The sequence below is a fragment of the Streptomyces sp. QH1-20 genome (assembly GCF_041283565.1).
In the GTDB taxonomy this organism is placed as follows: Bacteria; Actinomycetota; Actinomycetes; order Streptomycetales; family Streptomycetaceae; genus Streptomyces; species Streptomyces syringius.
Map to the genome: position 1 here is coordinate 7,428,437 of NZ_CP166299.1, position 24,006 is coordinate 7,452,442.

The 24,006-nt window shown below is 73.8% G+C and carries 21 protein-coding genes, 1 tRNA gene and 1 riboswitch; of the genes, 9 read left to right on the forward strand and 13 right to left on the reverse strand.

Annotated features, from left to right (window positions below):
- Window positions 1-31: 31 nt before the first annotated feature.
- From AB8O64_RS33170 to AB8O64_RS33200, 7 genes are all read right to left on the reverse strand, one after another.
- Window positions 32-1,213, reverse strand: coding sequence for an acyl-CoA dehydrogenase family protein (locus AB8O64_RS33170; RefSeq protein ID WP_370423374.1), 1,182 nt, complete (start codon window positions 1,211-1,213; stop codon window positions 32-34).
- The gene (locus AB8O64_RS33175; protein ID WP_370423375.1) at window positions 1,210-4,386 is read right to left on the reverse strand and encodes an amino acid adenylation domain-containing protein; all 3,177 of its coding nucleotides are present in this window, start codon (window positions 4,384-4,386) and stop codon (window positions 1,210-1,212) included. Before AB8O64_RS33175 ends, AB8O64_RS33170 begins: the two co-directional genes overlap by 4 nt.
- 97 nt (window positions 4,387-4,483) lie before the next feature.
- Window positions 4,484-5,791: a non-ribosomal peptide synthetase gene (locus tag AB8O64_RS33180; RefSeq protein WP_370423376.1), complete on the reverse strand. Its 1,308-nt coding sequence runs from the start codon at window positions 5,789-5,791 to the stop codon at window positions 4,484-4,486.
- Window positions 5,792-5,960: 169 nt separating this feature from the next.
- Window positions 5,961-7,241, reverse strand: a complete 1,281-nt coding sequence (locus tag AB8O64_RS33185; RefSeq protein ID WP_370423377.1) for an MFS transporter — start codon at window positions 7,239-7,241, stop codon at window positions 5,961-5,963.
- Window positions 7,242-7,563: 322 nt separating this feature from the next.
- Window positions 7,564-8,421 (reverse strand): endonuclease/exonuclease/phosphatase family protein, encoded by an 858-nt coding sequence (locus AB8O64_RS33190; protein WP_370423378.1) that lies wholly within the window; start codon window positions 8,419-8,421, stop codon window positions 7,564-7,566.
- Between the two features lie 261 nt (window positions 8,422-8,682).
- Window positions 8,683-9,789, reverse strand: a complete 1,107-nt coding sequence (locus AB8O64_RS33195; RefSeq protein WP_370423379.1) for a glycosyltransferase — start codon at window positions 9,787-9,789, stop codon at window positions 8,683-8,685.
- Window positions 9,790-9,795: 6 nt separating this feature from the next.
- Complete coding sequence (locus tag AB8O64_RS33200; protein WP_370423380.1) at window positions 9,796-10,572, reverse strand: DUF2334 domain-containing protein; 777 nt, start codon at window positions 10,570-10,572, stop codon at window positions 9,796-9,798.
- A 347-nt stretch (window positions 10,573-10,919) separates the two neighbouring features.
- Window positions 10,920-11,072: riboswitch (cobalamin riboswitch) on the forward strand.
- A 156-nt stretch (window positions 11,073-11,228) separates the two neighbouring features.
- Here AB8O64_RS33200 and metE point away from each other — a divergent pair.
- Both metE and AB8O64_RS33210 read left to right on the forward strand, forming a co-directional pair.
- Window positions 11,229-13,556: a 5-methyltetrahydropteroyltriglutamate--homocysteine S-methyltransferase gene (gene metE / locus AB8O64_RS33205; protein ID WP_370423381.1), complete on the forward strand. Its 2,328-nt coding sequence runs from the start codon at window positions 11,229-11,231 to the stop codon at window positions 13,554-13,556.
- A gap of 170 nt (window positions 13,557-13,726) precedes the next feature.
- Complete coding sequence (locus AB8O64_RS33210) at window positions 13,727-14,080, forward strand: hypothetical protein (RefSeq protein WP_370423382.1); 354 nt, start codon at window positions 13,727-13,729, stop codon at window positions 14,078-14,080.
- A gap of 24 nt (window positions 14,081-14,104) precedes the next feature.
- Here the strand turns inward: AB8O64_RS33210 and AB8O64_RS33215 are convergent, their stop codons facing one another.
- Entirely contained in the window at window positions 14,105-14,695 is a 591-nt protein-coding gene (locus tag AB8O64_RS33215) for a histidine phosphatase family protein (protein WP_370423383.1), read from the reverse strand.
- Between the two features lie 301 nt (window positions 14,696-14,996).
- Here AB8O64_RS33215 and AB8O64_RS33220 point away from each other — a divergent pair, with 301 nt between their 5' ends.
- Together AB8O64_RS33220 and AB8O64_RS33225 are read left to right on the forward strand one after the other, a co-directional pair.
- Entirely contained in the window at window positions 14,997-15,221 is a 225-nt protein-coding gene (locus AB8O64_RS33220) for a CbtB-domain containing protein (protein WP_356454039.1), read from the forward strand.
- 21 nt (window positions 15,222-15,242) lie between these two features.
- A complete protein-coding gene (locus AB8O64_RS33225; protein WP_370423384.1) occupies window positions 15,243-16,013 on the forward strand; it encodes a CbtA family protein in 771 nt (256 codons plus the stop codon).
- 122 nt (window positions 16,014-16,135) lie between these two features.
- Here AB8O64_RS33225 and AB8O64_RS33230 read toward each other — a convergent pair whose 3' ends face one another.
- The gene (locus tag AB8O64_RS33230; RefSeq protein WP_370423385.1) at window positions 16,136-16,726 is read right to left on the reverse strand and encodes a TetR/AcrR family transcriptional regulator; all 591 of its coding nucleotides are present in this window, start codon (window positions 16,724-16,726) and stop codon (window positions 16,136-16,138) included.
- A gap of 49 nt (window positions 16,727-16,775) precedes the next feature.
- Here AB8O64_RS33230 and AB8O64_RS33235 point away from each other — a divergent pair, with 49 nt between their 5' ends.
- Window positions 16,776-17,696 (forward strand): DUF2867 domain-containing protein, encoded by a 921-nt coding sequence (locus tag AB8O64_RS33235; protein WP_370423386.1) that lies wholly within the window; start codon window positions 16,776-16,778, stop codon window positions 17,694-17,696.
- A gap of 71 nt (window positions 17,697-17,767) precedes the next feature.
- On the opposite strand, the gene AB8O64_RS33240 is transcribed toward AB8O64_RS33235, so the two are convergent.
- Window positions 17,768-18,751: an NAD-dependent epimerase/dehydratase family protein gene (locus tag AB8O64_RS33240; protein ID WP_370423387.1), complete on the reverse strand. Its 984-nt coding sequence runs from the start codon at window positions 18,749-18,751 to the stop codon at window positions 17,768-17,770.
- Between the two features lie 216 nt (window positions 18,752-18,967).
- Between AB8O64_RS33240 and AB8O64_RS33245 the strand changes: the two genes are divergently transcribed.
- Window positions 18,968-20,062 (forward strand): YncE family protein, encoded by a 1,095-nt coding sequence (locus AB8O64_RS33245; protein ID WP_370423388.1) that lies wholly within the window; start codon window positions 18,968-18,970, stop codon window positions 20,060-20,062.
- On the opposite strand, the gene AB8O64_RS33250 is transcribed toward AB8O64_RS33245, so the two are convergent.
- On the reverse strand, window positions 20,017-20,997 hold the full coding sequence (locus AB8O64_RS33250) for a helix-turn-helix domain-containing protein (RefSeq protein ID WP_370423389.1): 981 nt from the start codon (window positions 20,995-20,997) through the stop codon (window positions 20,017-20,019). The genes AB8O64_RS33245 and AB8O64_RS33250 overlap by 46 nt on opposite strands.
- A 52-nt stretch (window positions 20,998-21,049) precedes the next feature.
- On the opposite strand from AB8O64_RS33250, the gene AB8O64_RS33255 reads away from it, so the two are divergent.
- The gene (locus AB8O64_RS33255; protein ID WP_370423390.1) at window positions 21,050-21,442 is read left to right on the forward strand and encodes a cupin domain-containing protein; all 393 of its coding nucleotides are present in this window, start codon (window positions 21,050-21,052) and stop codon (window positions 21,440-21,442) included.
- Window positions 21,443-21,600: 158 nt separating this feature from the next.
- On the opposite strand, the gene AB8O64_RS33260 is transcribed toward AB8O64_RS33255, so the two are convergent.
- A tRNA-Trp gene (locus AB8O64_RS33260) sits at window positions 21,601-21,674 on the reverse strand.
- Between the two features lie 65 nt (window positions 21,675-21,739).
- The gene (locus AB8O64_RS33265) at window positions 21,740-22,270 is read right to left on the reverse strand and encodes an SRPBCC family protein (protein WP_370423391.1); all 531 of its coding nucleotides are present in this window, start codon (window positions 22,268-22,270) and stop codon (window positions 21,740-21,742) included.
- 258 nt (window positions 22,271-22,528) lie between these two features.
- Here AB8O64_RS33265 and AB8O64_RS33270 point away from each other — a divergent pair, with 258 nt between their 5' ends.
- A complete protein-coding gene (locus AB8O64_RS33270) occupies window positions 22,529-22,795 on the forward strand; it encodes a hypothetical protein (RefSeq protein ID WP_130880916.1) in 267 nt (88 codons plus the stop codon).
- Between the two features lie 112 nt (window positions 22,796-22,907).
- A complete protein-coding gene (locus tag AB8O64_RS33275) occupies window positions 22,908-23,957 on the forward strand; it encodes a phytase (protein ID WP_370423392.1) in 1,050 nt (349 codons plus the stop codon).
- Window positions 23,958-24,006 lie beyond the last annotated feature (49 nt).

Consider the following 24,006-nt stretch of genomic DNA (forward strand, 5'->3'; position numbering starts at 1 on the left):
GGGGCGGCGCGGTGGCGCCAGGACGGGTGGCTCAGCCGAGGCCCATCGACCGGGCGACGATCACCTTCTGGATCTCCGACGTCCCCTCGATGATCGTCATCATCCGAACGTACCGGTAGAGGAACTCCAGCGGATGGCCCCGGACCCAGCCGGTCGCGCCGTGCACCCGCAACGACCGGTCCACGACCCGGACGGCGGTCTCGGACGCGGTCAGTTTGGCCAGCGCCGCGTTCTCCGGCGTCTCCACGCCCTCGTCCACCAGCCGCGCGCACGCCAGCGTCAGCAGCTTCGCCGCCTCGACCTCCGCGCGACTGCTCACCAGGTGCTCCTGCACATGCTGGTACGCGCCGATGCGCTCCCCGAACGCCCGTCGCTCGCGGGCGTACTCGACGCCCAGCCGCAGGGCGTACTCGGCGATGCCGTTGCACATGGCGGCCACCACGAGACGGCCCCGGGAGAGACTGTCGATGCCGTTGCCGAGGGCGGCGCCGATCCCGGCCTCGCCGCCGACGACGGCGTCGGCCGGCAGCCGCACCCCGTCCAGCACCAGCTCGTACAGCCGCTCGCCCGACATGCCGTCGTAGGCCTGCCCGATCCGCAGCCGCGGATGGTCCATCTCCACGACGAACGCGGTCGGGCCTCCTTCACTCGCCTCACCCGTACCGGCGCCCGCCTGGGCCACGACGATCGCGAAGTCCGCGTGCCCGGCGTTGCTCACGAACGTCTTGCGGCCGGTCAGCACCCACTCCCCGCTTTCCTCGCGGGTCGCGGTGCTGGTGAGGTGGAAGGCGTCCGACCCCGCGTTCGGCTCGGTCAGCGCCAGACAGCGGGTCGCCTCCCCGCGCACCAGCGGCTTCAGATACCGCTCGATCTGCTGCTCGGTGCCCTGCCGCAGCAGCGGGCTCGGCCCGTCCGAACCCGCCAGCGCGTACGGGGCGAGCGGACAGCCGCTGCGTCCCGCGGCGTGGTGGAGCAGCACCACGGCGCTGAACGGCATGCCGGAACCGCCCAGTTCCTCGGGGTAGTCGCCCGCGTAGAAGCCGAGCTTCGCCGAGCGGCCGCGGACGTACGCCCGCAGGTCGGCGGGCGGCAGATCGCCGTCCTCCGGCAGCTCGGCCGCCAGCGGCACCAGCTCACGGCGGACGAACGACGTGAAGGCGTCGACGAGTTCACGGTGCTCCGTCTCCAGGACGGACGAGGGGGCGGTGCTCATCGGGTCGCCTCCGTGACGGCGCGGGCCTGGTCGGCGAGGACGGGATGCTGGAAGAGGACCCGCAGCGGCGGGCGGCCGCCGAGCCGGGGCTCCAGCCACGCGGCGAGCTGGGCGGCCAGCAGGGAGTGCCCGCCCACCTGGAAGAAGTGCGACGACGGCGAGAAGCGGTCGTGTCCCAGCACCTCCCGCCAGCCCTCGCTGAGCAGCGCGACGGCCGGGTCGGCGGGTTCCGCGGACGCCTGCTCGGTGACGTGGTCGAGCGGCAGGTCGGCGGCCGCGCGGGTCAGGGCGGCACGGTCGGGCTTGCCGCCGGGCAGGGTCGGCATCGCGTCCAGCCGGATCCAGCGGCCGGGGACGAGCGCGGCGGGCAGCCGCCCGGACAGCGCGGCGTGCAGGGCCTCGGTATCCGGCTCGACGGGTGCCTCGGCGGGTGTCCCGGCGCGGGACTCGAAGAAGCCCACCAGCCGCGGCCCGCCGGACGCCTCCCGGTCGAGGACGACCGCGCAGGACCGCCCGCCGAGCTCGGCGGACGCCGCGGCCTCGACCTCCTCCAGCTCGATGCGGTAACCGCGCAGCTTGATCTGGTTGTCGCGGCGGCCGAGGAAGACCAGACGGCCCTCGCGGTCGCGGTAGCCGAGGTCACCGGTGAGGTACACGCGCTCACCGCCCAGCGCCGGTACGGTCACGAACCGGGCGGCCGTGGCCTCCGCGGCCTCGTCGCCCCCGAGGTACCCCTCGGCGAGACCGGCGCCGCCGATGGCGAGTTCACCGACCGCGCCCCACGGCAGCGGACAGCGGCCCGCGTCCAGGACGTGGACGTCGACGCCCGGCAGCGCGCTGCCGAGCGGCACCTCGGTGCCCTCGGTGAGCTCCGCCCGGTCCACCTCGTGGACGGTGGAGGTGACCGCCGCCTCCGTCACCCCGTAGGCGTTCAGGACCGTGAGGGTGTCGGTACCGGCGGCGTCCGCGGCGGCGAGCAGCTCCCGCAGCGCACCGGCCGGAAGCCGCTCGCCGCCGCACACCAGGAGCCGCGGCGACCAGCGGCCGTCACCGAGCGCGTCGCGCAGCTCCTCGCGGACCGCGAGGAGATAACTCGTCGGCAGATTGGCGACGGTGACCCGGCGGGCCGACAGCACGGCGATCAGCTCCGCGGCCGTCGGCACCTCCCGCTGCGGCACCACGAGGGCCGCACCGGCCAGCAGCGACGGCAGCACCTCCTCCAGCGCCACGTCGAACGACGGCTGGGCGAACAGCAGCACCCGGTCCTCGGAGGTCAGCGCGTACCGCCGCGCCACGCCCGTGGTGAAGTGGGCCAGCGCGGCCCGGCCCACCACGACGGCCTTGGGCAGACCGGTGGAGCCGGAGGTGTGGATGATGTACGCCGCGCCCTCGATCCACTCGGCGGGCTCCGCCTTGGGGAACTCCGCCGCGTCGAGCAGGGCCACCGGCAGGCCCTCGGCGGGCAGGGACAGCGCGCTCTCCCGGTCGGTCAGCACAAGTGCCGGCCGCAGCCGGGCCAGGAGCGTCTCCAGTCGCGCGGCCGGGTCGTTGGGGGAGAGCGGGGTGTACACCGCTCCCGTGCGCAGACAGGCGAGCAGGGTCACCACGGTGTCCACCCCGCGCGGCAGCACGGCCGCCACCGGCCGGCCCTCCGTGACGCCCGCCGCCCGCAGCTTCCCGGCCAGCTCCTCGACCCGGCGGTCGAGCTCCCCGTAGGTGATCTTCAGGGCGCCGCTGACGATCGCGACGGTCGCGGGGTCGCGCCCCGCGACGGGGTCCAGAGCCGCCCTGGACGACACCGCCATGGCCCGGTCGTCCGCCGGGCCCACGACGGCGGGCGCGGGGGCGAGTTCGGCCAGCGGCGTCGTCGGCGCGCCCAGATAGGCGCGGACGAGACCCAGGAACCGCTCGGCGAGCAGCTGTGCCGTCGCCTCGTCGAACAGGTCCCGGTCGTAGTCCCACACCAGCGTCATCCCGGCCGCGCCCGCGCGCGGGCCGACCGTGCGCCGGTCGTCGGGGAGCAGCACCAGGTCGAGGTCGAAGCGGGTCGTGCCGGTGTTGAAGCCCTCGAACAGCGACACCTCCAGGCCCGGCACCGCGATCTGCGGCAGCGCCGCGTCGTGCGCGCTGAACATGACGCTGAACAGCGGGTTGTCCGCCCCGGAGGTGTGCAGCCCCAGCGCCCGGGTGAGCACCTGCACGGGCACCTCCTGGTGCGGCAGCGCGCGGATCAGACCGTCGGTCACCTCGTCCACCATCGCGTCGGCCCCGGCCGTGGGGTCCAGCCGCAGACGCAGCGGGATGGTGTTGACGAACATGCCCGTGGCGCCCTCGAAGCCCTCCGGGCGGTTGCCGACCGCCGTGCCGACGACGAGGTCGGCGCGCCCGCTGTGGCGGCGCAGCAGTTCGGCGAAGAGCGCGAGCAGCGTGGAGAACGGGGTGTGCCCCTGGGCGCGGCTGTGCGCCCGCAGCCGCTCGGCGAGGTCCGCGTCGATCGGCTGGCGCAGCTGGGCGCCCGCGTGCCGGCGCCGCACACCGGGCCGGGCGAGCCCGGGCAACGGCAGATCGAAGGCGGCGTCGGCCAGCTCCCGCTGCCAGTACGCGAGGCTCGCCTCCCGCCGCTCCTGCCGGCCCTGCCCCTCGGCGGCCCGTACGTGGTCCTCGTAGGAGGGAGCGGCCGGCAACTCGGCCGGCTCGCCCAGCACCCGCGCCCGGTACACGGTGAACACGTCGCGGAGCAGGATCGCGAAGGAGTGCCCGTCGTGCACGAGGTGGTGCTCGACGTGGATGATCCGGTGGTGGTCGTCACCGAGGCGGACCAGGCACCAGCGCAGCAACGGTGCCTCGAAGACGTCGAGGGGGGTGACGGCCTCGGTGCGCAGCAGTTCCTCGAAGGCGGCCTCCGGGTCGGCCTCCCGGCCGAGGTCGACGGTGCGCACCCGTGGTGTGCAGCCCTCGCGGACGCGCTGGCCGGGCAGCGCGCCGGGGTTCTCGACGAGTTCGAGCCGCAGCCCGGGGTGCCGGTCGAGGGCGGCGGCCAGCCCGTCGCGGAGCGCGCTCTCGTCGAGTGTGCCCCGCAGATCGATGGTGGCGGTGAAGTTGTAGGCGCGACTGCCGGGCAGCATCTGCTCGTGCAGCCAGACGATCTCCTGGGATGTGGAGAGTCCGAACATGGTCAACCCTTCCGTGGGGTGGTTGGAGGGGCCCGGTGCCCGCGTCGGGTGGACGGCGGGCCGGGTCAAGTGAGGGGGCGGGCGGCCGGAGTCCGGCTCAGCCCACCGGTGCGGGTCCGTGGGTGCGGGCCCGCAGGGCGTCCAGCAGGGCGGCGAAGGCGTCCTCGGCGACGGGGTCCGGCACCACGCCCCGGTCCCACGCCATCCGGACGAGGAGGTCCGTGCCGTGGGAGACGGACACGGCGAACGGTGCCTGGACGGGACGGCCGTCGATGTGCGTCTCGTGCCCGGTGGCGTCGCCCAGCCGCAGCGGCGGACGGCGGTGCAGGTCCTCGGAGGTGAGCAGGCCGTCGAGCCGCCCCGACCAGGGCACCCCGGCGGTCCGGGCCGCGTGCACCACCTCGTCGAACGGGGCGTCCGCGTGGTCGAGGTCGTCCCACCACGCCACGGTCCGCTCGTCGAGGTCGCAGGCGGTGGCCGGGTGCACGACGGTGTTGAGGAAGCAGCCCAGGACGGGCTGCGCCGCGGCGGGCCTGCCGCCCCAGGGGTAGCCCAGGGCCGGGACGCGGTCCGGGCCGTACAGCGTGCGCGCGGCGGCGGCGCACGCGTCGAGCAGGACGGGGAAGGCGGGCCGGGAGCCGTCCGGTGCGGCGGGCAGCCGGTGCAGCACGGCTCCGGTGCCGGCCGGGCCGTCCCCGGCGCGCGGGGCCGGCGCGGGGCCGGTGGCCGGGCGGAGCGCGGCGAGCCGCCGGGCCCAGTACGTGACGGACCGCTGCCCCGACGCCCGTGCCTCGGCCTCGAGTTGGAGCTGCACGGCCTCGCGGTAGGCGGCCAGCTCGTCCGCCGCCCGGGCCCCGGGCACGTCCCGGGGGCCGAGCCCGTCGCGGTAGGCGTCGGTCAGATCCGCCATGACCCGGCCGATGGACGCCTCGTCGCAGGCCGCGTGGTCCATGACGACGGCCAGGACGTCACGGTCGCCCGCCGGGTCGGCGGTGAGGAACAGCCGCAGCGGCGGGCCCTCGGCCGCCCAGGCGCCGAGCGCCCGGCGCAGCGCGTCGGCGGCGCTCTCGCCGGGGCGCGGCTCCACCCGGCTCACCCGGGCGTCGGGCTCCCCGAGCCGCTGCACCGGAACCCCGCGCAGCGTGTCGGGGCGGGCCCGCAGGGCGGGGTGCAGGGCGGCGAGGTGCCCGGCCGCCGCCCGCAGCCGGCCGGTGTCGACGGAACCGCGGGGGAAGGCGAAGAACAGCGGTACGAGATCGGCCCGCCCGGCCGGGTCCATCCGCCGGGCGAGCAGGAACCGCCGCTGCGCACCGGTGACCGGGAGCGGACCGGCGGCCCGTGCCGCGCCGTCGACGGTGCGCCGGTAACGGTCGAGGTACTGCGAGGTGATGCTGCTGGACTGCACGATGTCCTCCCGCGCGCCCGGGGCGCGCTGACTCGTGAGACGAAAGGGGGGTCAGGCGGTGCTGGGGTGGGGCACGTCCGGCCGCCGCGGTGTCGGAGCGTCCGAGCGGTCCGCTACGAGGACGCTTCCGGCCGACGGGTGGGGCGGTGGGACGGTGAGGCGGTGGGGCCTAGGTTCCGGACACGGTCCGGCCCGCGTCGGCGGCGGGTGCCGGCAGATCGCGCAGGCGCCGCAGCGGGGAGAGCAGCAGGGGCAGGGGGACGAGCAGGAAGCCCGCGGCGCACACCCATACGGCGGCGCGCGCCCCGGCGGCGGAGGCGACGGCCCCGCCGAGCAGGGCGCCGAGCGGCATGGTGCCCCAGACCATGAAGCGCAAGGTGGCGTTCATCCGCCCGAGGAGCGCGTCGGGGCACAGCAGTTGCCGGAAGCTGACCTGGGCGACGTTGTAGACCACCGCGCCGAAGAAGACGGCCGCCGAGGCGATCGCGAACCAGACGGCGGCGGCGCCGTGTCCGGCCAGCGGCCACAGCAGCGCGAACGGCCCGGTGACGACGGTCGACAGCCAGATGACCCGGGCCTGGCCGACCGCGCGGGCGAGCGGCCCCGCGCACAGCGCGCCCGCCAGCCCGCCGACGGCCGAGGCCGACAGCATCAGCCCGAGCACCCCGGGGGGCAGGTCGAGCTCCCGCACGAGGAACACCGTCTGGACGGACATCAGCATCGCGAAGAAGAAGTTCGCGATCCCGGTGGCGCAGGCGATCATACGGAGAATGGGGTGGCGGAGGACGAACACGAGGCCCTCCGCGACCTGGGCCCGCAGCGGGACACCCACCACGGGCGCGGGCCGCGGCTCACGGGCGCGGATCCCGCTCAGGAAGAGCGCCGACACGAGGTAGCCGATCGCGTCGGCCAACAGGGCGACGGGTGCCCCGAGCAGCTGCACCAGGGCGCCGCCCAGCCCCGGCCCCGCCACCTGGGCGGACGAACGGGCCGTCTCCAGGGCGCCGTTGCCCGCGACCAGCTGCTCCCGGGGGAGCAGGCCGGGCAGATAGCTCTGGTGCGCGATGTCGAAGAACACGGTGGCCACACCGGTGATGAGGGCGGCCACGTACAGCTGCGCCATGGTCAGTGCCCCGGCCCACGCCGCGAGCGGCAGGCTCAGCATCGTCACGGCCCGTACGACGTCGGTGCGGATGAGCAGGGGCAGCCGCCGCATCCGGTCCACCCAGGCGCCGGCGGGCAGCCCGACCAGCAGGAACGCCGCGGTCTCGGCCGCGGTCAGCAGCCCGACCTCCATGGGTGACGCGTCGAGCTCGATGACGGCCACCAACGGCAGGGCCACCACGGTCACTTGAGCGCCGATCTGGCTCACCGCTGCCCCGGAGAGCAGTAATCGGAAGTCGTAGTTCCGTAAGAGCCCTGAGCACACGGGCTTCACTGACGAGGACATTTGGCAGACATTTGGTGATGAGGGTGGCCACAGTCAAAATGATCCGGGCACTTCCGGACAGCTTTGTTCGTAATGCGGACAACTCGTGGTGACGTTGGGGCGAACCATTTCGCACTGTTGATTGAACGTCACCCAGGGTGGCCTGCGACGGAAGGGTTTTCTGCGATTCTGGTGCGCCAAGGGAGGCCTGATGTTCGAATGTCCGATAGTCGGTGCCATGCCCCGGGTGGATCGGTTCAAAGTGGTGACACTCGGGCGGCTTTGGGATAAGCAGCGGTGAACCAGGCGGCTCGGGGATGCGCGCCGGGAGCGTCCGGGCGCCCTACAGCTCCAGGTCCGCCTGCACCGGCAGGTGATCGCTGGGGAACTGCCCGCCCTGCTGGAAGACGTTGATGGCCGCGCGCCGGGTCCGCACCCGGGGCGAGGTGAGGATCCAGTCGATGCGGTCGCCGTCCGGCACCAGCGGCCGGTAGCCGTGGAAGGTCGCGTACTGCGCCCCGCGCTGATCGGCCGCGTCCCAGGAGTCCACGAGCGAACCCTGGTCGAGCATCGTGTCGTAGACGGGGTTGCCGTGTGCGGGGACGTTGAAGTCGCCGGTGACGATCCGGGGCAGGGCCGGGTCCAGACCGCGCAGCCGGGTGGTGATCAGCGCGGCGGAGCGCTCCCGCGCGTACTGGTGGGCGTGGTCGAGATGGGTGTTGAGGGCGTAGAACTCACCCCCGGTGAGCAGATCGCGGAACCGGACCCAGGTGACCATCCGGATCACGGTGTTGCCCCAGGTCGCGGACCCGATCAGATACGGGGTGTCGGAGAGCCAGAAGTGGTCGTACGCGACGGGGGCGAGCCGCCGCACGTCATGGAAGACGGCGGTGAACTCGTCGCGGCTGCCTCCCGCGCGGCCCGTGCCGACCCAGGCGTAGCGCGACCCCAGATCGTCGGCGATGTCGCGCAACTGCGCGTACAACCCCTCCTGGGTGCCGAGGAGATGAGGGCGCTCGTGACGCAGCAGCGCGCGCGTGACGGGCCGCCGGTCGGCCCAGGTGTGGGGCGGGGTCTCCGAGGCGTAGCGGAGGTTGAAGCTCATCACCCGCAGCGGACTCCGGCCGCCACCACCGACGGGCCCGGCCGCGGCCCGCAGCGCGGTGCGGCGGTCGAGAGGAGCGTGCGCGAAGGCAGTCACGGCGACTCCAGGGTCCGGGCGGGGTCCGGGTAGGGGAGATTCTCATGCGTCACACGGGCCGCCCGCAACGGTGCCGTGGGGGCAGTGGCGGTCCACTCGGGGACGGCCGGCTCGCCCCAGGCCTCGCGCACAGGGCAGGTGCGGCTGGGCGGGGCTGATCCGGCAGCCGCCGGGGGTCTTCTCCGTCGCCGAACCGGACGGGCGCCGCCCCACGCGCCCACACCGGTCCGGCGGACACGCTCGCGCCGCCGCCGTGGGCCGTCACCGCTTCGGCAGGCGGCGGCCCACCGCGTGGACGGCCAGCATGCCGGCCACCGTCCTCGACCAGGGGAACTGCTCCGCGCGGGCTCGCGCGGCGGTGCGGCGGCGCTCCTCCGGCTCGGCGAGTACGGCCGTCACGGCGTCCGCCATCGCCAGCGGGGACGCGGGCGCCGCCAAGCCCGCCCCCGGGGCCAGCAGTTCACGCGCGGCGCCCGTCGCGGCGGTGACCACCGGGGTGCCGCACGCCAGTGCCTCCAGGGCGGACAGCCCGAAGGACTCCACCGGGCAGGGGACCAGCGCGACGTCCGCCCGCGCCGTCAGCCGGGCGACGGCCCGGCGGTCGGACACATGGCCGTGGAAGCGCACCGCCAGCCCCGCGGCCCGTCGCTCCAGACGGTGCCGCTCCGGGCCGTCGCCCAGCACGTCGAGCCGGGCGTCCACACCGTGCCGGGTCAGCACGCGCAGGGTGTCCACCGGCAGATGGGGGTACTTCTCGGCCGACAGCCGCCCCGTGTAGAGCAGTCGCACGCCACCCCCGCCTCCCGGCCGTCCGGCCGACGGGGTGAACACCTCCAGATCGACACCGAGCGGCACCCGGTGCAGCACCGGTGCCGCCACGCGCGTGAACTCCGCGCCGGAGAAGGCCGAGGTGGTGACCACGGCGTCGAACCCGGCCACCAGACGCCGGTTCCACCCGTCGGCCAGGCTCCGCAGCGGCACCCAGTCCGGCACCCGGGGAGCCAGGATCGCGTCGATCCGCTCATGGGAGAGCAGAACCGTCCGTGCCCCCCGCGCCCGCGCCCACCCCGCCGCGCGCACTGCGGTCAGTTTGTCGGACACCTCGACCGAGTCCGGTGCCAGCCGGCGCAGCAACTCGCCCACCCCGCACGGCGGGACCAGCATGCGGTAGCCGCCTCCCACGGGCAGCCCCGGCAGCGTCACCCGCAGCCCCTCGACGGCGTCCCGCACGCGGTGCCGCCGGGGGCCCGGCACGATCAGCACCCGGTCGTGCCCCGCACGGACGTAGCCCCGGCCGAGCGCGTCGAGCGTGGTGCGCAGCCCGCCGGAGCGAGGGCCGTAGAAATTGGCGATCTGAACGATCCTCATCGCGCCTCAGCCCGCGTCCTCGACGGAGGTCCGGCGGGCGCGGACCAGCTCGGCGTACGTGCACGGGCGGGCGCCCGCGGCTAGGGCCGCGTCGATGGCGTCCAGCGCGCAGTCGCGCAAGCCCTCCCGGGACAGGTCGGCGGGGTGCAGCGCGATCCGGAACGGTCTGCCCCGGCCCGCCCACCGCCGCGCCGCCGTCCGCATCAGCCGGGCCCCGAACCGCTCGCCGAACCCGCCGGGGCGGTGGGACAGCGCGACCATGCGGTGCCGCACGCCGGTCCGCAGGTCGCGCACCCCCAAATGGCTGGTCGTGTAGTCCAGGCCCAGCTCCCGCAGGGCCGTCAGCGCGCCCGGGGAGGCGAGCCACCCCGGCGGTGTGAAGCCCCGTGGGCTGATGTCCACCGAAGCCAGGGCAGCGAGCCCGGCCCGCAGCCGCTCGCGTGCCGCCGGCTCGTCCAGCGCGCAGAACTCGGCGCACCCGCGGGCCAGTACGGAATTCAGCCACCGGCGGGGGAGCGGCCCGCCCGGCACGGCCTCGTGGGCGTAGCCGTGCAGGGACAGCTCGTGGCCGCGCCGCCGCGCCCGGTGCAGCCAGCTCACCAGGGCCGGGTCCTCCGGCAGACCGGGGCCGCGCCAGGCCCCGGGGACCAGCAGCAGCGTCGCGGGCACCCCGCGGGCGTCCAGGTCCCCCAGCCAGCGGCGGCTCTGGGCGAAGCTCCACGGCGCGACGTCGTGCACCGACACCACGAAGGGCGCGCCACCGCCCCGGTCCGCGGCACTCACCGTGCCACCGGTCCGGCGGCGGCCGGAGCGAACACCGCGCGCGACCGCGCCGCACGGGCCGGCCGTCTTCCGATCGCTGCTCTCACGGGCTCAAGGATCCTCTCCGGCCGCACCCTGTGGGTACCCGACACGATCGCCGTCACCGCGCGGAGGGGCACGGCGCGTCGGCACGGCTCGCGCGAGCGCCCCGGGTGCCGGGGAACGGGCCCCTTCCCTCGGCCACGCGTCCTCCCCCGGCCACACGTCAAGATCGAACCCATGCGCGGATTCCCCTACCGGCACTTCGACATTGTGTCTAGGGTGGGAGACGCAGCTGGTTCGCCCCGCCTGCCAGGCGGGAGCGTCGCAAGAGGGAACCCGGTGGGAATCCGGGACTGCCCCGCAGCGGTGAGTGGGAACGACCGCCGTCATACGCACTGGACGCCACGCGTCCGGGAAGCGACGGCCAGTAGGTGCCCGAGGCCCCAAGGCCCAGGGCGCGCCCACGAGTCCGAAGACCTGCCACTGCCCGCACGCCACCCGTGTGCGGTGATCTCGGTGGCCCCGAGGGAGGGCCGGCGGTGGCAGGCAGGCGTGCCCGGCGCGCCCGCCCTCTTCGTCGTCCCTTCGCACCCGGGTCCGCCGTGGTCATTCCGCGACTCGCGAAGGAGAGTTCCGTGACCGACCGCACCGCCACCCCGTCCTCCCGGGCCACCGTCCACGGCTACCCCCGGCAGGGCCAGGGCCGTGAGCTGAAGAAGGCCGTCGAAGGCTACTGGGCGGGCCGCGTCACCGCCGACGCCCTGCACGCCACCGCCGCCACCCTGCGCAGCACCGCCTGGCGCCAGTTGACGGAAGCCGGCGTGGACGAGGTCCCCACCGGCGACTTCTCGCTCTACGACCACGTCCTGGACACCACGGTCATGGTCGGCGCCATCCCCGAGCGGCACCGCGCCGCCGTCCGGGACAACGCCCTGGACGGCTACTTCGCCATGGCTCGCGGCACCCAGGAGGCCCCGCCGCTGGAGATGACGAAGTGGTTCGACACCAACTACCACTACCTCGTCCCCGAACTGGGCCCGGACACCGTCTTCACTGCCGACCCCGCCAAGCCGCTCGGCGAACTGCGCGAGGCCCTCGCCCTCGGCCACACGGCCCGCCCCGTCCTCGTCGGCCCGGTCACCTACCTGCTGCTCGCCAAGCCCGCACCCGGCGCCCCGGCCGACTTCCAGCCGATCACGCTCCTCGACCGGCTGCTCCCGGTGTACGCCCGGGTGCTGGCCGAGCTGCGGGCCGCCGGCGCCGAGTGGGTCCAGCTCGACGAGCCCGCGCTCGTACAGGACCAGCCCCCGGCCGTCCTCAGCGCCGCCACCCGTGCCTACCGCGACCTGGGCGCGCTCGCCGACCGGCCCAGGATCCTGGCCGCCACCTACTTCGACCGCCTCGGTGACGCGCTGCCCGTCCTCGCCAAGTCACCCGTCGAGGGACTGGCCCTGGACTTCACCGGCCCCGCCGCCGCCAACCTCGAAGCCCTCGCCGCGGCCGGCGGCGTGCCGGGCAAGCGACTCGTCGCCGGCGTCGTCGACGGCCGCAACATCTGGCTCAACGACCTCGAACACTCGCTGGCCACCCTCGCCACCCTGCTCGGTCTCGCCGGCCGGGTGGACGTGGCACCCTCCTGCTCATTGCTGCACGTCCCCCTCGACGCCACCGCCGAACGCGACGTGGACCCCCAGGTCGCCCGCTGGCTCGCCTTCGCCCGCCAGAAGACCGAGGAGATCGTCACCCTCGCCCGCGGCCTGAACGAGGGCACGGACGTCATCGCCCCGCAGCTCGCCGCCAACCGCTCCGCCCGCGCCTCCCGCGCCGCCTCGGCCCTCACCCACGACCCGGCCGTCCGGGCCCGCGCCGCGGCCGTCACCGAGCGGGACACCCGCCGCCCGCAGCCGTACAGCGAGCGGACCGCCGCCCAGCGGGCCCGGCTGGGCCTGCCGTTGCTGCCCACCACGACCATCGGCTCGTTCCCGCAGACCACCGAACTGCGCACCGCCCGCGCCGACCTGCGCGCGGGACGGATCGACGCCGCCGGATACGACGAGCGCATCGCCGCCGAGATCCGCGACGTCCTCGCCTTCCAGGAGAAGGCCGGGCTGGACGTCCTCGTCCACGGCGAGCCCGAACGCAACGACATGGTCCAGTACTTCGCCGAGCGGCTCACCGGCTACCTCGCCACCCAGCACGGCTGGGTGCAGTCCTACGGCACCCGCTACGTCCGCCCGCCGATCCTCGCCGGCGACATCTCCCGCCCCGAGCCCATGACCGTGGCCTGGACGAGCTACGCGCAGTCGCAGACCGAGCGCCCGGTCAAGGGCATGCTCACCGGCCCCGTCACCATGCTCGCCTGGTCCTTCGTCCGCGACGACCAGCCGCTCGCCGACACCGCGCGCCAGGTCGCCCTGGCCCTGCGCGACGAGGTCACCGACCTGGAGGCCGCCGGGACCGCCGTCATCCAGGTCGACGAGCCCGCACTGCGTGAGACACTGCCGCTGCGCACCGCCGACCGGCCCGGCTATCTGGCCTGGGCGACCGAGGCGTTCCGGCTGACCACCGCGGGCGTCCGGGCGGACACCCAGATCCACACCCACATGTGCTACGCCGAGTTCGGCGTCATCATCGGCGCCATCGAGGAGCTGGACGCCGACGTCATCAGCCTGGAGGCGGCCCGCTCGCACATGCAGGTCGCCGACGAACTCGCCGTGGCCGGATACGGGCACGAGGTGGGCCCGGGCGTCTACGACATCCACTCGCCCCGGGTGCCGGGCGTCGAGGAGACCGCCGGCCTGCTGCGCAAGGGGCTCGCCGCCATCCCCGCCGAGCGTTTGTGGGTCAACCCCGACTGCGGCCTGAAGACGCGGGGCTGGAGCGAGGTCCGCGGCTCCCTGGAGCATCTGGTCGAGGCGGCCCGGCAGGTGCGGGCCGAGCTGACTGGCGCCGACGCGCGCTGACGCCGGTCACCGCCGCTCCGATCAGGGGGACAGCGGGCGCGGCCCGGCACCGATGTGCCGGGCCGCACCCGCAGTTCACGGCCATTCCCGCTCAAGTGGCCCAAATGCCAACGGACTCTCATGATTGACTGCCCCCACCGGTCATGCCCCCACAGGAGAGGACGGCCACGATGAGCAGGCGCCCCGAGCCGCGTCGAATGATCATCGGTGGGGAGGAGGCGGTGGTGGTGGCCCCCGAGGAGTACGAGCGCCTGGCGACCACCCGCAGACAGGTGGGCGCGCAGGGCGCCCGGATCCGCGTCCTCAAGCACGAACTCCAGCACAGCCTCGCGCTGTTGGCGGCCGTCGAGTCCTTACTGGCCGACGTCCCGCACGGCCGTCCGGGACGGTCCTTCGACGGCGGGAGCGGCGGTGACGCCGGCCATCCGGCGGCCTCCTGCGTCCGCTGCGGGCTGCTGGAGCTGATCCACCGGAGGCCGTCGGCCGGGACGCGGGCCCCGCGGGGCGGGCTGACCGCCCTGTGAGTCCCGGTGCGCTCCGGTGCCGGTTCAGGAGACCGGCGGTGCCGGCTCCGGGGGCAGCGGCCGGCCGCAGCGCAGGTTCCAGCGTCCGGCGCGGCCGGTGAGCTCGGTGAGAGTCAGCGGGGGCACGTCGAGCCGCCAGAAGAGCCGCGGGGGCAGCTCCAGTGCGTGTACGACCGCCGCGCGGACCACCGCGGGTTCCACGACGGCGAGCAGCCGGCCGTCGTCGTCGGTCCGCCCGTCCAGCCAGGAGCCGACCCGGCCGACGAGGTCCAGCAGCGACTCGCCGCCGTGCGGCGCGGCGCCGGGGTCCGCCAACCAGGCGGCCACCGCCTCGGGTTCGGCGGCGGACAGCTCGGCCAGCCCCCGCCCACGCCAGTCGCCCACCTCGAGGTCCCGCAGCTCGGGCACGGGGGCGGGGGACAGGCCGAGCGCGGTGGCCGTCCCACGGCAGCGCGGGGAGGGGGCGCAGAGCGCGGCCGAGACCCGAGGCAGACCGCCGGCGACGGCGCGGGCCTGCCGGACACCTGCGTCGTCGAGCGGGGCGCCGTCGTCGAAACGGGCTTCGCGCAGTGCGGCGCTCATCGCCGGTGAGAGCAGCGTCACACGTACGGTCATGGTCCTCAACTCTCCTCCCGGGCGGGCCCGGTCGGCCCGCGCCCAGCAGACCACGAGGGGGCGAGCGGGGCGCGCGCGGGGGTGCGCATCCGCACGCCGTAGCGCCCCGGTCGCGTACACGGTACGGTCGCGTGTACATGACGACGGTGTGACGGAAGTCCGGTGAGATCCCGGCACGGTCGCGCCACTGTGTACCCGGCGAACGCCCCCGATCCACGCGGGGCGGTGGCAGGGAAGTCAGACCCGGCACCGTCGTTGAAAGCACCACGATCGGGACGCGTGTTCCCCAGGAGGTTTTGCCATGGCCCAGTCAGCCGCCCCCGCGACCGGTACCCCCGCCGTACCGGCGATCACCCCGATCTCCTTCAAGGAGATCGCCCCGTGGACGATCTTCTTCGGGATCCTCGCGCTGATCCTGCTGTACTTCGTCGGCGCCGAGCAGGGCGCCACCGCCCTGATCTCCGGTGAGGGTGTGCACGAGTGGGTGCACGACGGCCGTCATCTGCTCGGCTTCCCCTGCCACTGAGAGACCAGGGGTCAAGAGCTCGTGAACTCCATATCGGTACGGGCGCTGCTCGTACGCGGCATGCTCGCCGGCCTCGCCGCCGGCGCGCTGGCGCTGCTCACGGCCTATCTGCTCGGGGAATCCCGGGTGGACGCGGCCATCGCCTTCGAAGAGGCGCACAGCCACGACCACGGCGGCGGTGAGGAGCTGGTCAGCCGCTCCCTGCAGTCGACCGCGGGGCTGGCCACCGGCATCCTCGTCTACGGGGTCGCACTGGGCGGTATCGCCGCCCTGGTGTACTGCTACGCGCTGGGCCGCGTCGGCCGTTTCGGCCCGCGCGCGACGGCCGTACTGGTCTCGCTCGGCGCGTTCGTCGCGGTCTATCTGGTGCCGTTCCTGAAGTATCCGGCGAACCCGCCCGCCGTGGGCGACCCGGACACCCTGGACCAGCGCACCGCGCTGTTCTTCCTGATGATCGCGCTCAGCGTGCTGCTCACCGTCGGCACGGTGATCCTGGGCAAGCGGCTGGCTCCCCGCCTGGGCAACTGGTACGCGAGCGTCGTGGCGGGCGCCGCCTTCCTGGTGGTGGTGGGGATCGCCTTCGCGTTCCTGCCCTCGGGCGAGAACGTGCCGGAGGGCTTCCCCGCCGTGCTGCTGTGGCAGTTCCGCCTCGCCACGCTGGCCGTCCAGTTCGTCCTGTGGGCCGGTTTCGGCCTGCTCTTCGGTCACCTCGCGGAGCGCCTGCTCCTCGGCAAGGCGGAGGACCGGCAGGGCGACGAGACGGCGTCGCGGACGGCCACCGCGGCGAACTGAGCCCGCTGACGCGCGGTCAATCGCCTCATCTGTCCCGTGGGTTCGGAAGGGCATGTCCCGACCGTCCCACGGGACAGCCGCGTTCGGGGCGTCCTCCGGGTGCGGGCTTCGCCGCTCCGGCGTCAGTCCCGGCGCAAGAGCATGTCGATGATCGAGTCGAGGTGGTCGGCCCGCCCCTGGCCCGGCGGGAGGGCCTCCGGAACGGCGTTGACCAGCTGGCCGTGGCCGAGGAAGCTGGTGTAGCCCAACGTGCCGCGCAGCCGGGCCTCTTCGGGGTCGAAGCCCAGCTCGGAGAAGAGCTGGGTGAGATAGCCGAGCCGGCGCTCGGTCACCCGTCTCACCACCGTGGCGACCAGCGGGTGTCCGACGGTGGCCAGCAGCGAGACCTCCAGCGGGCCTTCGGTGACCGCCTCGGTCGCCTGGGTGAAGAGACTCCGCAGCCGCACCTCGGGGTCCGGCTCGGCCGACAGCGCGGTGATGACCGCCTCGGTGCGGGTCTCCTCCCAGCGCAGCAACGCGGCCTCGATCAGCGCCTCCCGGCTGGCGAAGTGCCAGTAGAAGCTGCCCTTGGTCGTGCCCAGCCGGACGGCGAGCGGTTCGACCGCGACGGCGGCCAGCCCGCCCTCGCCGATGGCGGTGAGCGCCGCGTCCGCCCAATCCAGCGCGCTGAGCCGCTGTCGTCCGCCGGTTTCCCGCAATCGCCGTTGCACCATGACCGTACGCTACCGTACGGTTGAACATACGCCAGCGTATGGAGGGGTAATGCGCACGGTCCGCAACATCCACGAACGCATCATCGAGGCTCCGGCCGAGACGGTCGGAGCCCTGCTCGACCGGGTGTCGTCCGACGCCGACCCGATCTTCCCCACCCCCGCCTGGCCCGCGATGCGCTTCGACCGCCCGCTCGGAGTCGGTGCCGAGGGCGGCCACGGCCCGGTGCGCTACCGCGTCGGCGCCTACGAGCCCGGCAGCCGTATCCGCTTCGACTTCACCCCGCCGTCGAACGGCTTCCACGAGATGACCGTGGAACCGCTCGGCCCCGGCCGCTGCCTCGTGCGGCACACCCTGGAGCAGACCCAGCGCGGCACCGAGGCACTGGCGTGGGCCCTGGCGATCCGCTTCGCCCACGACACCGTCGTCGAGGAGGTCTTCGACAACATCGAGCGCGTGGCGACCGGTTCACTGCGGCGCGCGGTGCGCTGGTCCCCGTGGGTCCGCTTGCTGAACCGGCTGGAATGGGACAGGCCGGTCGAGGTGGAGCTCCCGGCCCGCGCCCGGCTGGCCCGTACGGCCTTCGAACGGACCGATTTCACCGACGCCTGGCAGCTGGAGATCCTGCCGGGGATGCCCGAGGACCCACGCGCCTGGGAAGGCGCTCTGCGCTTCCCCGTCGTGGCGCGCGGGGACGGCGAGGTCCTGCTGGGCAAGGACGCCGGCCACCTCGACTTCCGGGCCTCGATCCTGATCGACCAGGGGCGGGTCACGCTCAGCACGGTCGTGCGGACCCACAACGCGGTGGGCCGGGCCTACTTCGCGGTCGTCAAGCGGGTGCACCCCGTCATGGTCCGCGCCCTGCTGCGCCGCACGCACCGCCGACTGGCGCTGTCCACCCCGAGCGCGGGCTCGCGCGAGCGGTTCCACCGGGCAGCGGACACGGCCACCGCCGAGGTGGCCGTGCAATGACCGGGAGGCGGACCTGCTGAACAGGGGACAGCGGGTCCGTCTCCCCTCACAGCGGCTGTACTGCTCGCTGTTCAGCCGCGGAGCAGCTTGGCCTCGACCTCCGGGTCCAGGCCGAGCGGGGGGCGGTCCGCCCGCTGCGGCGGCGGGCCGTCCAACTCCTGGAGCCAGGCCCAGGTGTCGGCCACCGTCTCCTCGACGGGGCGGCAGCGCAGCCCGGCGGCCAACGCCTTGGACACATCACCCTGGTGCATGGTGTCGTAACCCTCGCCCGGCGGCACCCAGATCGGCAGGTCCATCCACGGCTCGACGCCTGCGGCGAGAATCGGCTCCGGATCCGTCCAGCGCAGCTCGGCGTCGGAACCGGTGACGCGGACGCACGCCTCCAGCAGCTCGCCCATGGTGGTGTGGCCGGGCGGGCTGATGAGGTTGTAGGGGCCGCTGAGTCCCTGCTCCACGGCGTCCAGGGACCACCGGGCGAGATCGCGGGCGTCGATGTACTGCAACGCCAAGTCGCGTGGCCCGGGCGCCAGGACCGGGCCGCCCCGGGCGATGCGCAGCAGCCACCACGGCAGCCGCCCGATGTTCTCCCGGGGGCCGAGGATCAGCCCGGCCCGCACCAGCAGCGCCCGGTCCCCGAAGACCTCGGTTGCCGCCAGCTCCCCGCCCCGCTTGGCCTGCGGGTAGTCCACCTCGCCGGCGTCGGGCGAGCCGTCCACCAAGGGCGCGTCCTCGTCGTGCCCGGGTGCGCAGGGATAGCTGTACACCGAGCCGGTGGACACATACACATACCGCTTCACCCGGCCGGCCAGCGCCCGCGCCGCGTCCCGTACGGCCGACGGCGCGTTCGTCCAGGTGTCGACCACGACATCCCACTCGCTCTGGTCCAGCGCCGCCAGACCGCCCACCTCACTGCGGTCGCCCAGCAGTTCGACCACGCCCGGCGCGGGCTCGTGGCGGCCGCGATGGAAGACGGTCACGTGCCAACCCCGGGCCAGCGCCTCGTCGGTGACGGCGCGGCCCACGAACTCCGTGCCACCCAGTATCAGAAGTCTCATGACCGCGACTGTGCACCCCGGCCGCCGCCGGGGGAAGCGCCCCATGCTCTCAGCGGAATCGCCCAGAGCTGAACGCCCCGGCCTTCGCGGCGCGTGACCCCTGCCACAACGTTTCCGGCCGGGGGACAGCCCCACCTGGATCATTGCGCCGGGGACAACACATACATGACCACATCGCACTGGAGTGCCCCGCCCCGGCCGCCCAGGATGCGGGACATGAACACGCACACCGACACCACCCGTGACCAGCTCGCCGTCGTGAGCCAGAGCGGTCCGACCGTCACCTTCTTCGACGCCCGCACCCACGAGCCCCTCCGGGTGCTGGAAGTGCCCTCCGAACCGCACGAGTTGTGCTTCGACGCGAGCCGACGGCTGCTGTACTGCGCCGGCACCTACGTCTCCGGCTACTACCACGCCCACCAGGGCCGGGCCCGGAACATCAGCGTCATCGACGTGGACACCCACGAGATCGTCGGCACCCTCGACACCGCACCGGACCACGCCCCGCACGGCCTCGCCCTGGACCCCGGCCGCTCCCGGCTGTACGTCAGCGTCGAGGCCACCGAGGACGAGCCCGGCGGCGTGATCGTCTACGACACCCGGACCCATGAGCGGGTCGCCCGGATCCCGGTCATGGCCGACGGCCCGCACTGGTTCGCCATCACCCCGGACGGACGGCGGGGCTACTCCACCAACAAGGAGGCGGGGTTCGTCTCCGTCGTGGACCTCGAACGCGACGAGTTCACCGGCCGGATCGCCGTACCCGGAAGCGAGGGACTGGACGTCTCGCGCGACGGCCGGTACGTCTACGTGGCCGCCCCCAAGGGCGACTTCGCCGCCCCGCCCGCCGCCGCACCGGGCATCCGAGTGATCGACACCACCACCGGCGCGACCGTACGGACCCTGCCCACCGAAGGCGTGGTGTTCCCCGTGCACACCACTGTCACCGGCGCGGTGCTCGCGGGCGAGCTGCGGATGGCGGCTCAGGTGCCCGGCGGCACCCTGGGAGCGCAGGACAACGGCGTGCTGACCGTCTACGCCCCCGACACCCTGGAGGTGGCCGGACAGGTCGAGGTCGGCCGGTTCCCCCTCACCATCACCTCCTCCCCGGACGGCTCGGTGGGCTACGTCTCCAACGTCATGTCCAGCACGGTGACGGTCGTCGACCTGAGGCTGATGCGGGTGATCACCACGTTGGAGGTCGGCCGCGCGGGCGAAGCCGGCGCGCACGGGCTCGCGTACATCCCGGCCGCCCGCCGATCCGTTCAGCCCACCGGCTCGCAAGCGGCCGGACCGAACCGCCGGCGGTAGGTCGTCGGGCTGAGCCCGGTGCGTCGGCGCAGCTGCGCCCGGAGGTTCGAGGCCGTCCCCAGGCCACTGGCCTCGGCGACCACATCGAGCCTTAGCTCGCCGCGCTCGATCAGCCGGCAAGCCAGCGCCACCCGTTCACCGGTGAGCCAGGCGAGCGGCGTGGTGCCGAGCTCGGCCCGGAAGCGCCGGTGCAAGGTGGCCGGGCTGACCGCCGCGCGGGCCGCGAGGTCCGCCACGGAGAGGGGCCGGGCCAGCCGTTCCAGGGCCCAGGCCAGCAGCGGAGCGAGCGACGCTTCGGGTACGGCGGGCACCGGCCGCTCGACGAACTGCCGCTGTCCGCCGTCGCGGTGCGCCGCGAACACCAGCCGCCGGCTCACCGTGTTCGCGATCTCGGCGCCATGGTCGCGGCTGATCAGGTAGAGGCCGAGATCCAGCGCGGCGGCGCTCCCGGCGGCCGTCAGCACGTCACCGTCGTCCACGAACAGGACGTCCGGTTCGAGCCGGACCTCGGGGTAGCGGGCCGAGAACTCCGCCGCCCACTTCCAGTGCGTGGTGGCCCGGCGGCCGTCGAGCACCCCGGCCGCGGCGAGGGTGAACGCGCCGGTGCAGAAGCTCACCAGGCGCGCACCCCGCCCGGCGGCCCGCCGGATCGCGGCCGCCACCGCCGGATCCGGCGGGGTGCGGGGCTCCGGACGGTTGGGCACGATCAGGGTGTCGGCGGCGTCGGCGGCCTCCAGCCCGGCGACGCCGGACAGCGTGAACATCCCGTCGTTCATCCGCACGGCGGGCGAGGCGGCGCAGAGCGTGAAGTCGTACCACCGCCGGTCGATCTCGGGGCGGCGCAGCCCGAACAGCTCGGTGGCCACGCCCAGTTCGAAGGGGTTGGAGCCCTCATCGACGAGGACGGCCACCCGGTGCGAGGATCCATGCGACATATGCGATTCCTAGCACTGGTATCGCGTGATCGACAATGGCGATGATGGCGTGGTGATCAACGAACCGATCGACCTGAAGTCCGCACTGAGCAGTTTCGACCAGCTGTGGAGCCCACGGATCGTCACCCAGGTGAACGACTACGACGTCCGCATCGCGAAGGTGGCGGGCGAACACATCTGGCACGTGCACGAGAACACGGACGAGTTCTTCCTCGTCCTCGACGGCGAGCTGGGCATCGGCCTCCGCGACGGCGAGGGCGAGCGGGTGGTCGTGCTGCCCCAGGGCGCGGTGTTCGTCGTCCCGCGCGGGGTGGAACACCGTCCGTTCTCCACCGCCGGCGCCTCGATCCTCCTGTTCGAACCCACCGGCACGTCCACCGTCGGCGACCGCCACGACCCGGTGCCCGGCCATGTCGACGCCACCACCGGGCACGTGCTCGGCTGACGACGGAGCGCGCGCTCCTTAGCGGTGAATTCCGCCAAGCGGGCTGGAGCAGGCGCAGCACACGGCGGAACGACAAGTGGGGCTGTCGCGATGATCGCGACAGCCCCACTTCATTACGCTTTTGCAGGTCAGCGGCGGTAGGCCTGCCCAACCGTCAGCAGGGGCGACAGGATTCGAACCTGCGACTAGCGGGTTTGGAGTCCGCTGCTCTGGCCAGCTGAGCTACGCCCCTTCGGCGTGGTGATCACTCTGCCATGGGCAGGGCGTCCGCCGCCAGCCGATTTGCCGTGGCGATGGTCACCGTCGCCCCTCGGCGAGGTCCTTCATCCCGTTCAGGGTGGCGTCGATGCCCGAGCGCAGATCCTTGAGCCGGGCCGCGACGATGGCCGCCTCCGCCTCCGGCTTGCCCTCGATCGCGAGGCTGACGCCGGAGCGGGCCGGGCCCAGTTCCGCGGACTGCCGCACGAGGGTGCCGCCCGCCTCGGGGGTGAGCTCGAACCGCCAGGTGGCCAGCCGTCCGGCCGGATCGGTCACCGGCTCCCCGAACCGGCCGTCGGCATCCGTGACCGCCCAGCCGAACAGCCGCTCGTCGGTCAGCTCGACCACATGGGAGACGGTCCGCCAGTCGCCCACCAGGGGGTGGCGGTTGTATCCCGCGAACCGCGCCCCCAACGCGGCCTCGGTGGCACCGTCCAGCCACTCCACGCGCTGGAGTTCGGGGCTGAGCCGCGCGGGCAGGTGGATGTCGGTCACCAGCGCCCAGACCTCGGACGGGGGCGCGGCGATGTGGAGGTCGCTGTGAACAGTGGGGCCGTCTGCGTAGCGCACGTGGGTACCTCGCGAGAAAGACGTATCAGGGTGTCAGTGCGGCCGGCCGATCGGGCCGTGCCGCCTCACCCGGTCAAGTCTGACCCCGCGAAGGCGCGACGGGATCAATTGGTGATACACGTAACACGCGGGGATCGCCTGGCCCAGCGGCCAACGAGCCTTCACACATCGCGTGGTTGGCGCGCCTCCGTCCGACGGCGGCCGGCCCGGCCCCACCACACATACGCGCCAGGGCTCCGAGTACGGAAGACTGCACCGGTGAGCACAACAACACCTCAGCCCTCGCCCCGTACCGCCCTCGGACGCGGCGTCAGCACCCTGATCCCCGGCCCCGCCGCGTCGTCGGGCGAGCAGGCCGCCGCCGCGCTCGCCGCGCTGCGGACCGCGACCGTGCACGTCGGAGTGCTCCAGGCCGCCGCCGTCCTGCTGGGCGAACTCGCCCGCACCGGCGAGGACGAGACCACCCGGGAGACGGCGGCGACCACCGCGGCCCTGATCGAGCAGGCGATGCGTACGGCGGAGTGACCGACCGCGGCGGCGGGCAACGGTCGTCCGGGATTCAAAAGGAGTTCACCGCTCCGTCCGGTGTCGAACGTACCTTCGCCGCGACGTTGTCGTCTCCGGAAGGCTCCTTCGCATGAGGCCCCTGGCCACCTCCGTCCGTCTGCGCGCCGCCTCGGCCGCCCTGGCCCTCGCGACCGGGGCGCTGCTCTGGCAGTCCACCGGCACCGCGCGGGCAGCCGCCCCCGGCCGCTTCACGGTGACCGCCACCGTGGAGACCGCCCCGGTGTCGCACAGCGGTGACGCGGCCGACGACCCGGCGATCTGGGTCCACCCCACCGACCCGTCCCGCTCCGTGATCGTCACCACCGACAAGAAGGGCGCCCTGGAGGTCCTCGACCTCTCCGGCAACCGCATCCAGCGGATCAACGGCGACCACGGCAACAACGTCGACCTGCGGGGAGACATCGTCGTCTCCGCGGACGACGAGGCCGCGAACGGTGGCGGCGCGATGCACATCTACCGCATCGACCCGGCCACGCGAAAGCTGAGGCACCTCAAGGACGTCGCCACCGAGGTCACCGCGCACGGCATCTGCATGTACACCTCGCCCACCAGCGGCAAGCTGTACGCCTACCCCAACAGCACCTCCGGCCGCATCGAGCAGTGGGAGCTCGCGGTGCGCGGCGACGAGGTCACCGCCACCTCCGTGCGTCTCTTCGACGCCGGCTCCGCCGTCGAGGGCTGCTACGCCGATGAGAAGACCGGCAGGCTCTACCTCGGCGAGGAGGACGTCGGCGTGTGGGTCTACGGCGCCGAGCCCACCGCCGGCACCACGCGCACCGAGCTGGACTCCACCGGCTCCGGCGGCCATCTGACCGCCGACGCCGAGGGCATCACCGCCGCCGGCCGCTACCTCATCGTCTCCTCGCAGGGCAGCAACGACTTCGCCGTCTACGACCGGACCGGCGGCGGCTACCTCGGCCGCTTCGCCGTCACCAAGGGGACGGCCGCCGACGGCTGCGAGGACACCGACGGCATCGACGCCACCGCCGCACCGCTGGGCGCGAAGTTCCCCGGCGGGGCCTTCGTCTGCCAGGACGGCACCAACTCCGCCCCCGGAACCAGCGGCAACCAGAACTTCAAGCTCGTACCGTTCGAACGGATTTCCGCCGTCCTCGGCTGACGGACCGCACACGCACCGCGGGTGCCCGGACGACGTGCGTCGTCCGGGC

What these genes read in the sequence shown, in the direction of transcription:
- AB8O64_RS33185 (WP_370423377.1), bottom strand. Translation starts at nt 7,241, where the DNA reads ATGTCCTCGTCAGTGAAGCCCGTGTGCTCAGGGCTCTTACGGAACTAC.
- AB8O64_RS33175 (WP_370423375.1), bottom strand. Translation starts at nt 4,386, where the DNA reads ATGTTCGGACTCTCCACATCCCAGGAGATCGTCTGGCTGCACGAGCAG.
- AB8O64_RS33275 (WP_370423392.1), top strand. Translation starts at nt 22,908, where the DNA reads ATGAGGCCCCTGGCCACCTCCGTCCGTCTGCGCGCCGCCTCGGCCGCC.
- AB8O64_RS33245 (WP_370423388.1), top strand. Translation starts at nt 18,968, where the DNA reads ATGAACACGCACACCGACACCACCCGTGACCAGCTCGCCGTCGTGAGC.
- AB8O64_RS33210 (WP_370423382.1), top strand. Translation starts at nt 13,727, where the DNA reads ATGAGCAGGCGCCCCGAGCCGCGTCGAATGATCATCGGTGGGGAGGAG.
- AB8O64_RS33170 (WP_370423374.1), bottom strand. Translation starts at nt 1,213, where the DNA reads ATGAGCACCGCCCCCTCGTCCGTCCTGGAGACGGAGCACCGTGAACTC.
- AB8O64_RS33240 (WP_370423387.1), bottom strand. Translation starts at nt 18,751, where the DNA reads ATGAGACTTCTGATACTGGGTGGCACGGAGTTCGTGGGCCGCGCCGTC.
- AB8O64_RS33230 (WP_370423385.1), bottom strand. Translation starts at nt 16,726, where the DNA reads ATGGTGCAACGGCGATTGCGGGAAACCGGCGGACGACAGCGGCTCAGC.
- AB8O64_RS33220 (WP_356454039.1), top strand. Translation starts at nt 14,997, where the DNA reads ATGGCCCAGTCAGCCGCCCCCGCGACCGGTACCCCCGCCGTACCGGCG.
- AB8O64_RS33250 (WP_370423389.1), bottom strand. Translation starts at nt 20,997, where the DNA reads ATGTCGCATGGATCCTCGCACCGGGTGGCCGTCCTCGTCGATGAGGGC.
- AB8O64_RS33215 (WP_370423383.1), bottom strand. Translation starts at nt 14,695, where the DNA reads ATGACCGTACGTGTGACGCTGCTCTCACCGGCGATGAGCGCCGCACTG.
- AB8O64_RS33235 (WP_370423386.1), top strand. Translation starts at nt 16,776, where the DNA reads ATGCGCACGGTCCGCAACATCCACGAACGCATCATCGAGGCTCCGGCC.
- AB8O64_RS33195 (WP_370423379.1), bottom strand. Translation starts at nt 9,789, where the DNA reads ATGAGGATCGTTCAGATCGCCAATTTCTACGGCCCTCGCTCCGGCGGG.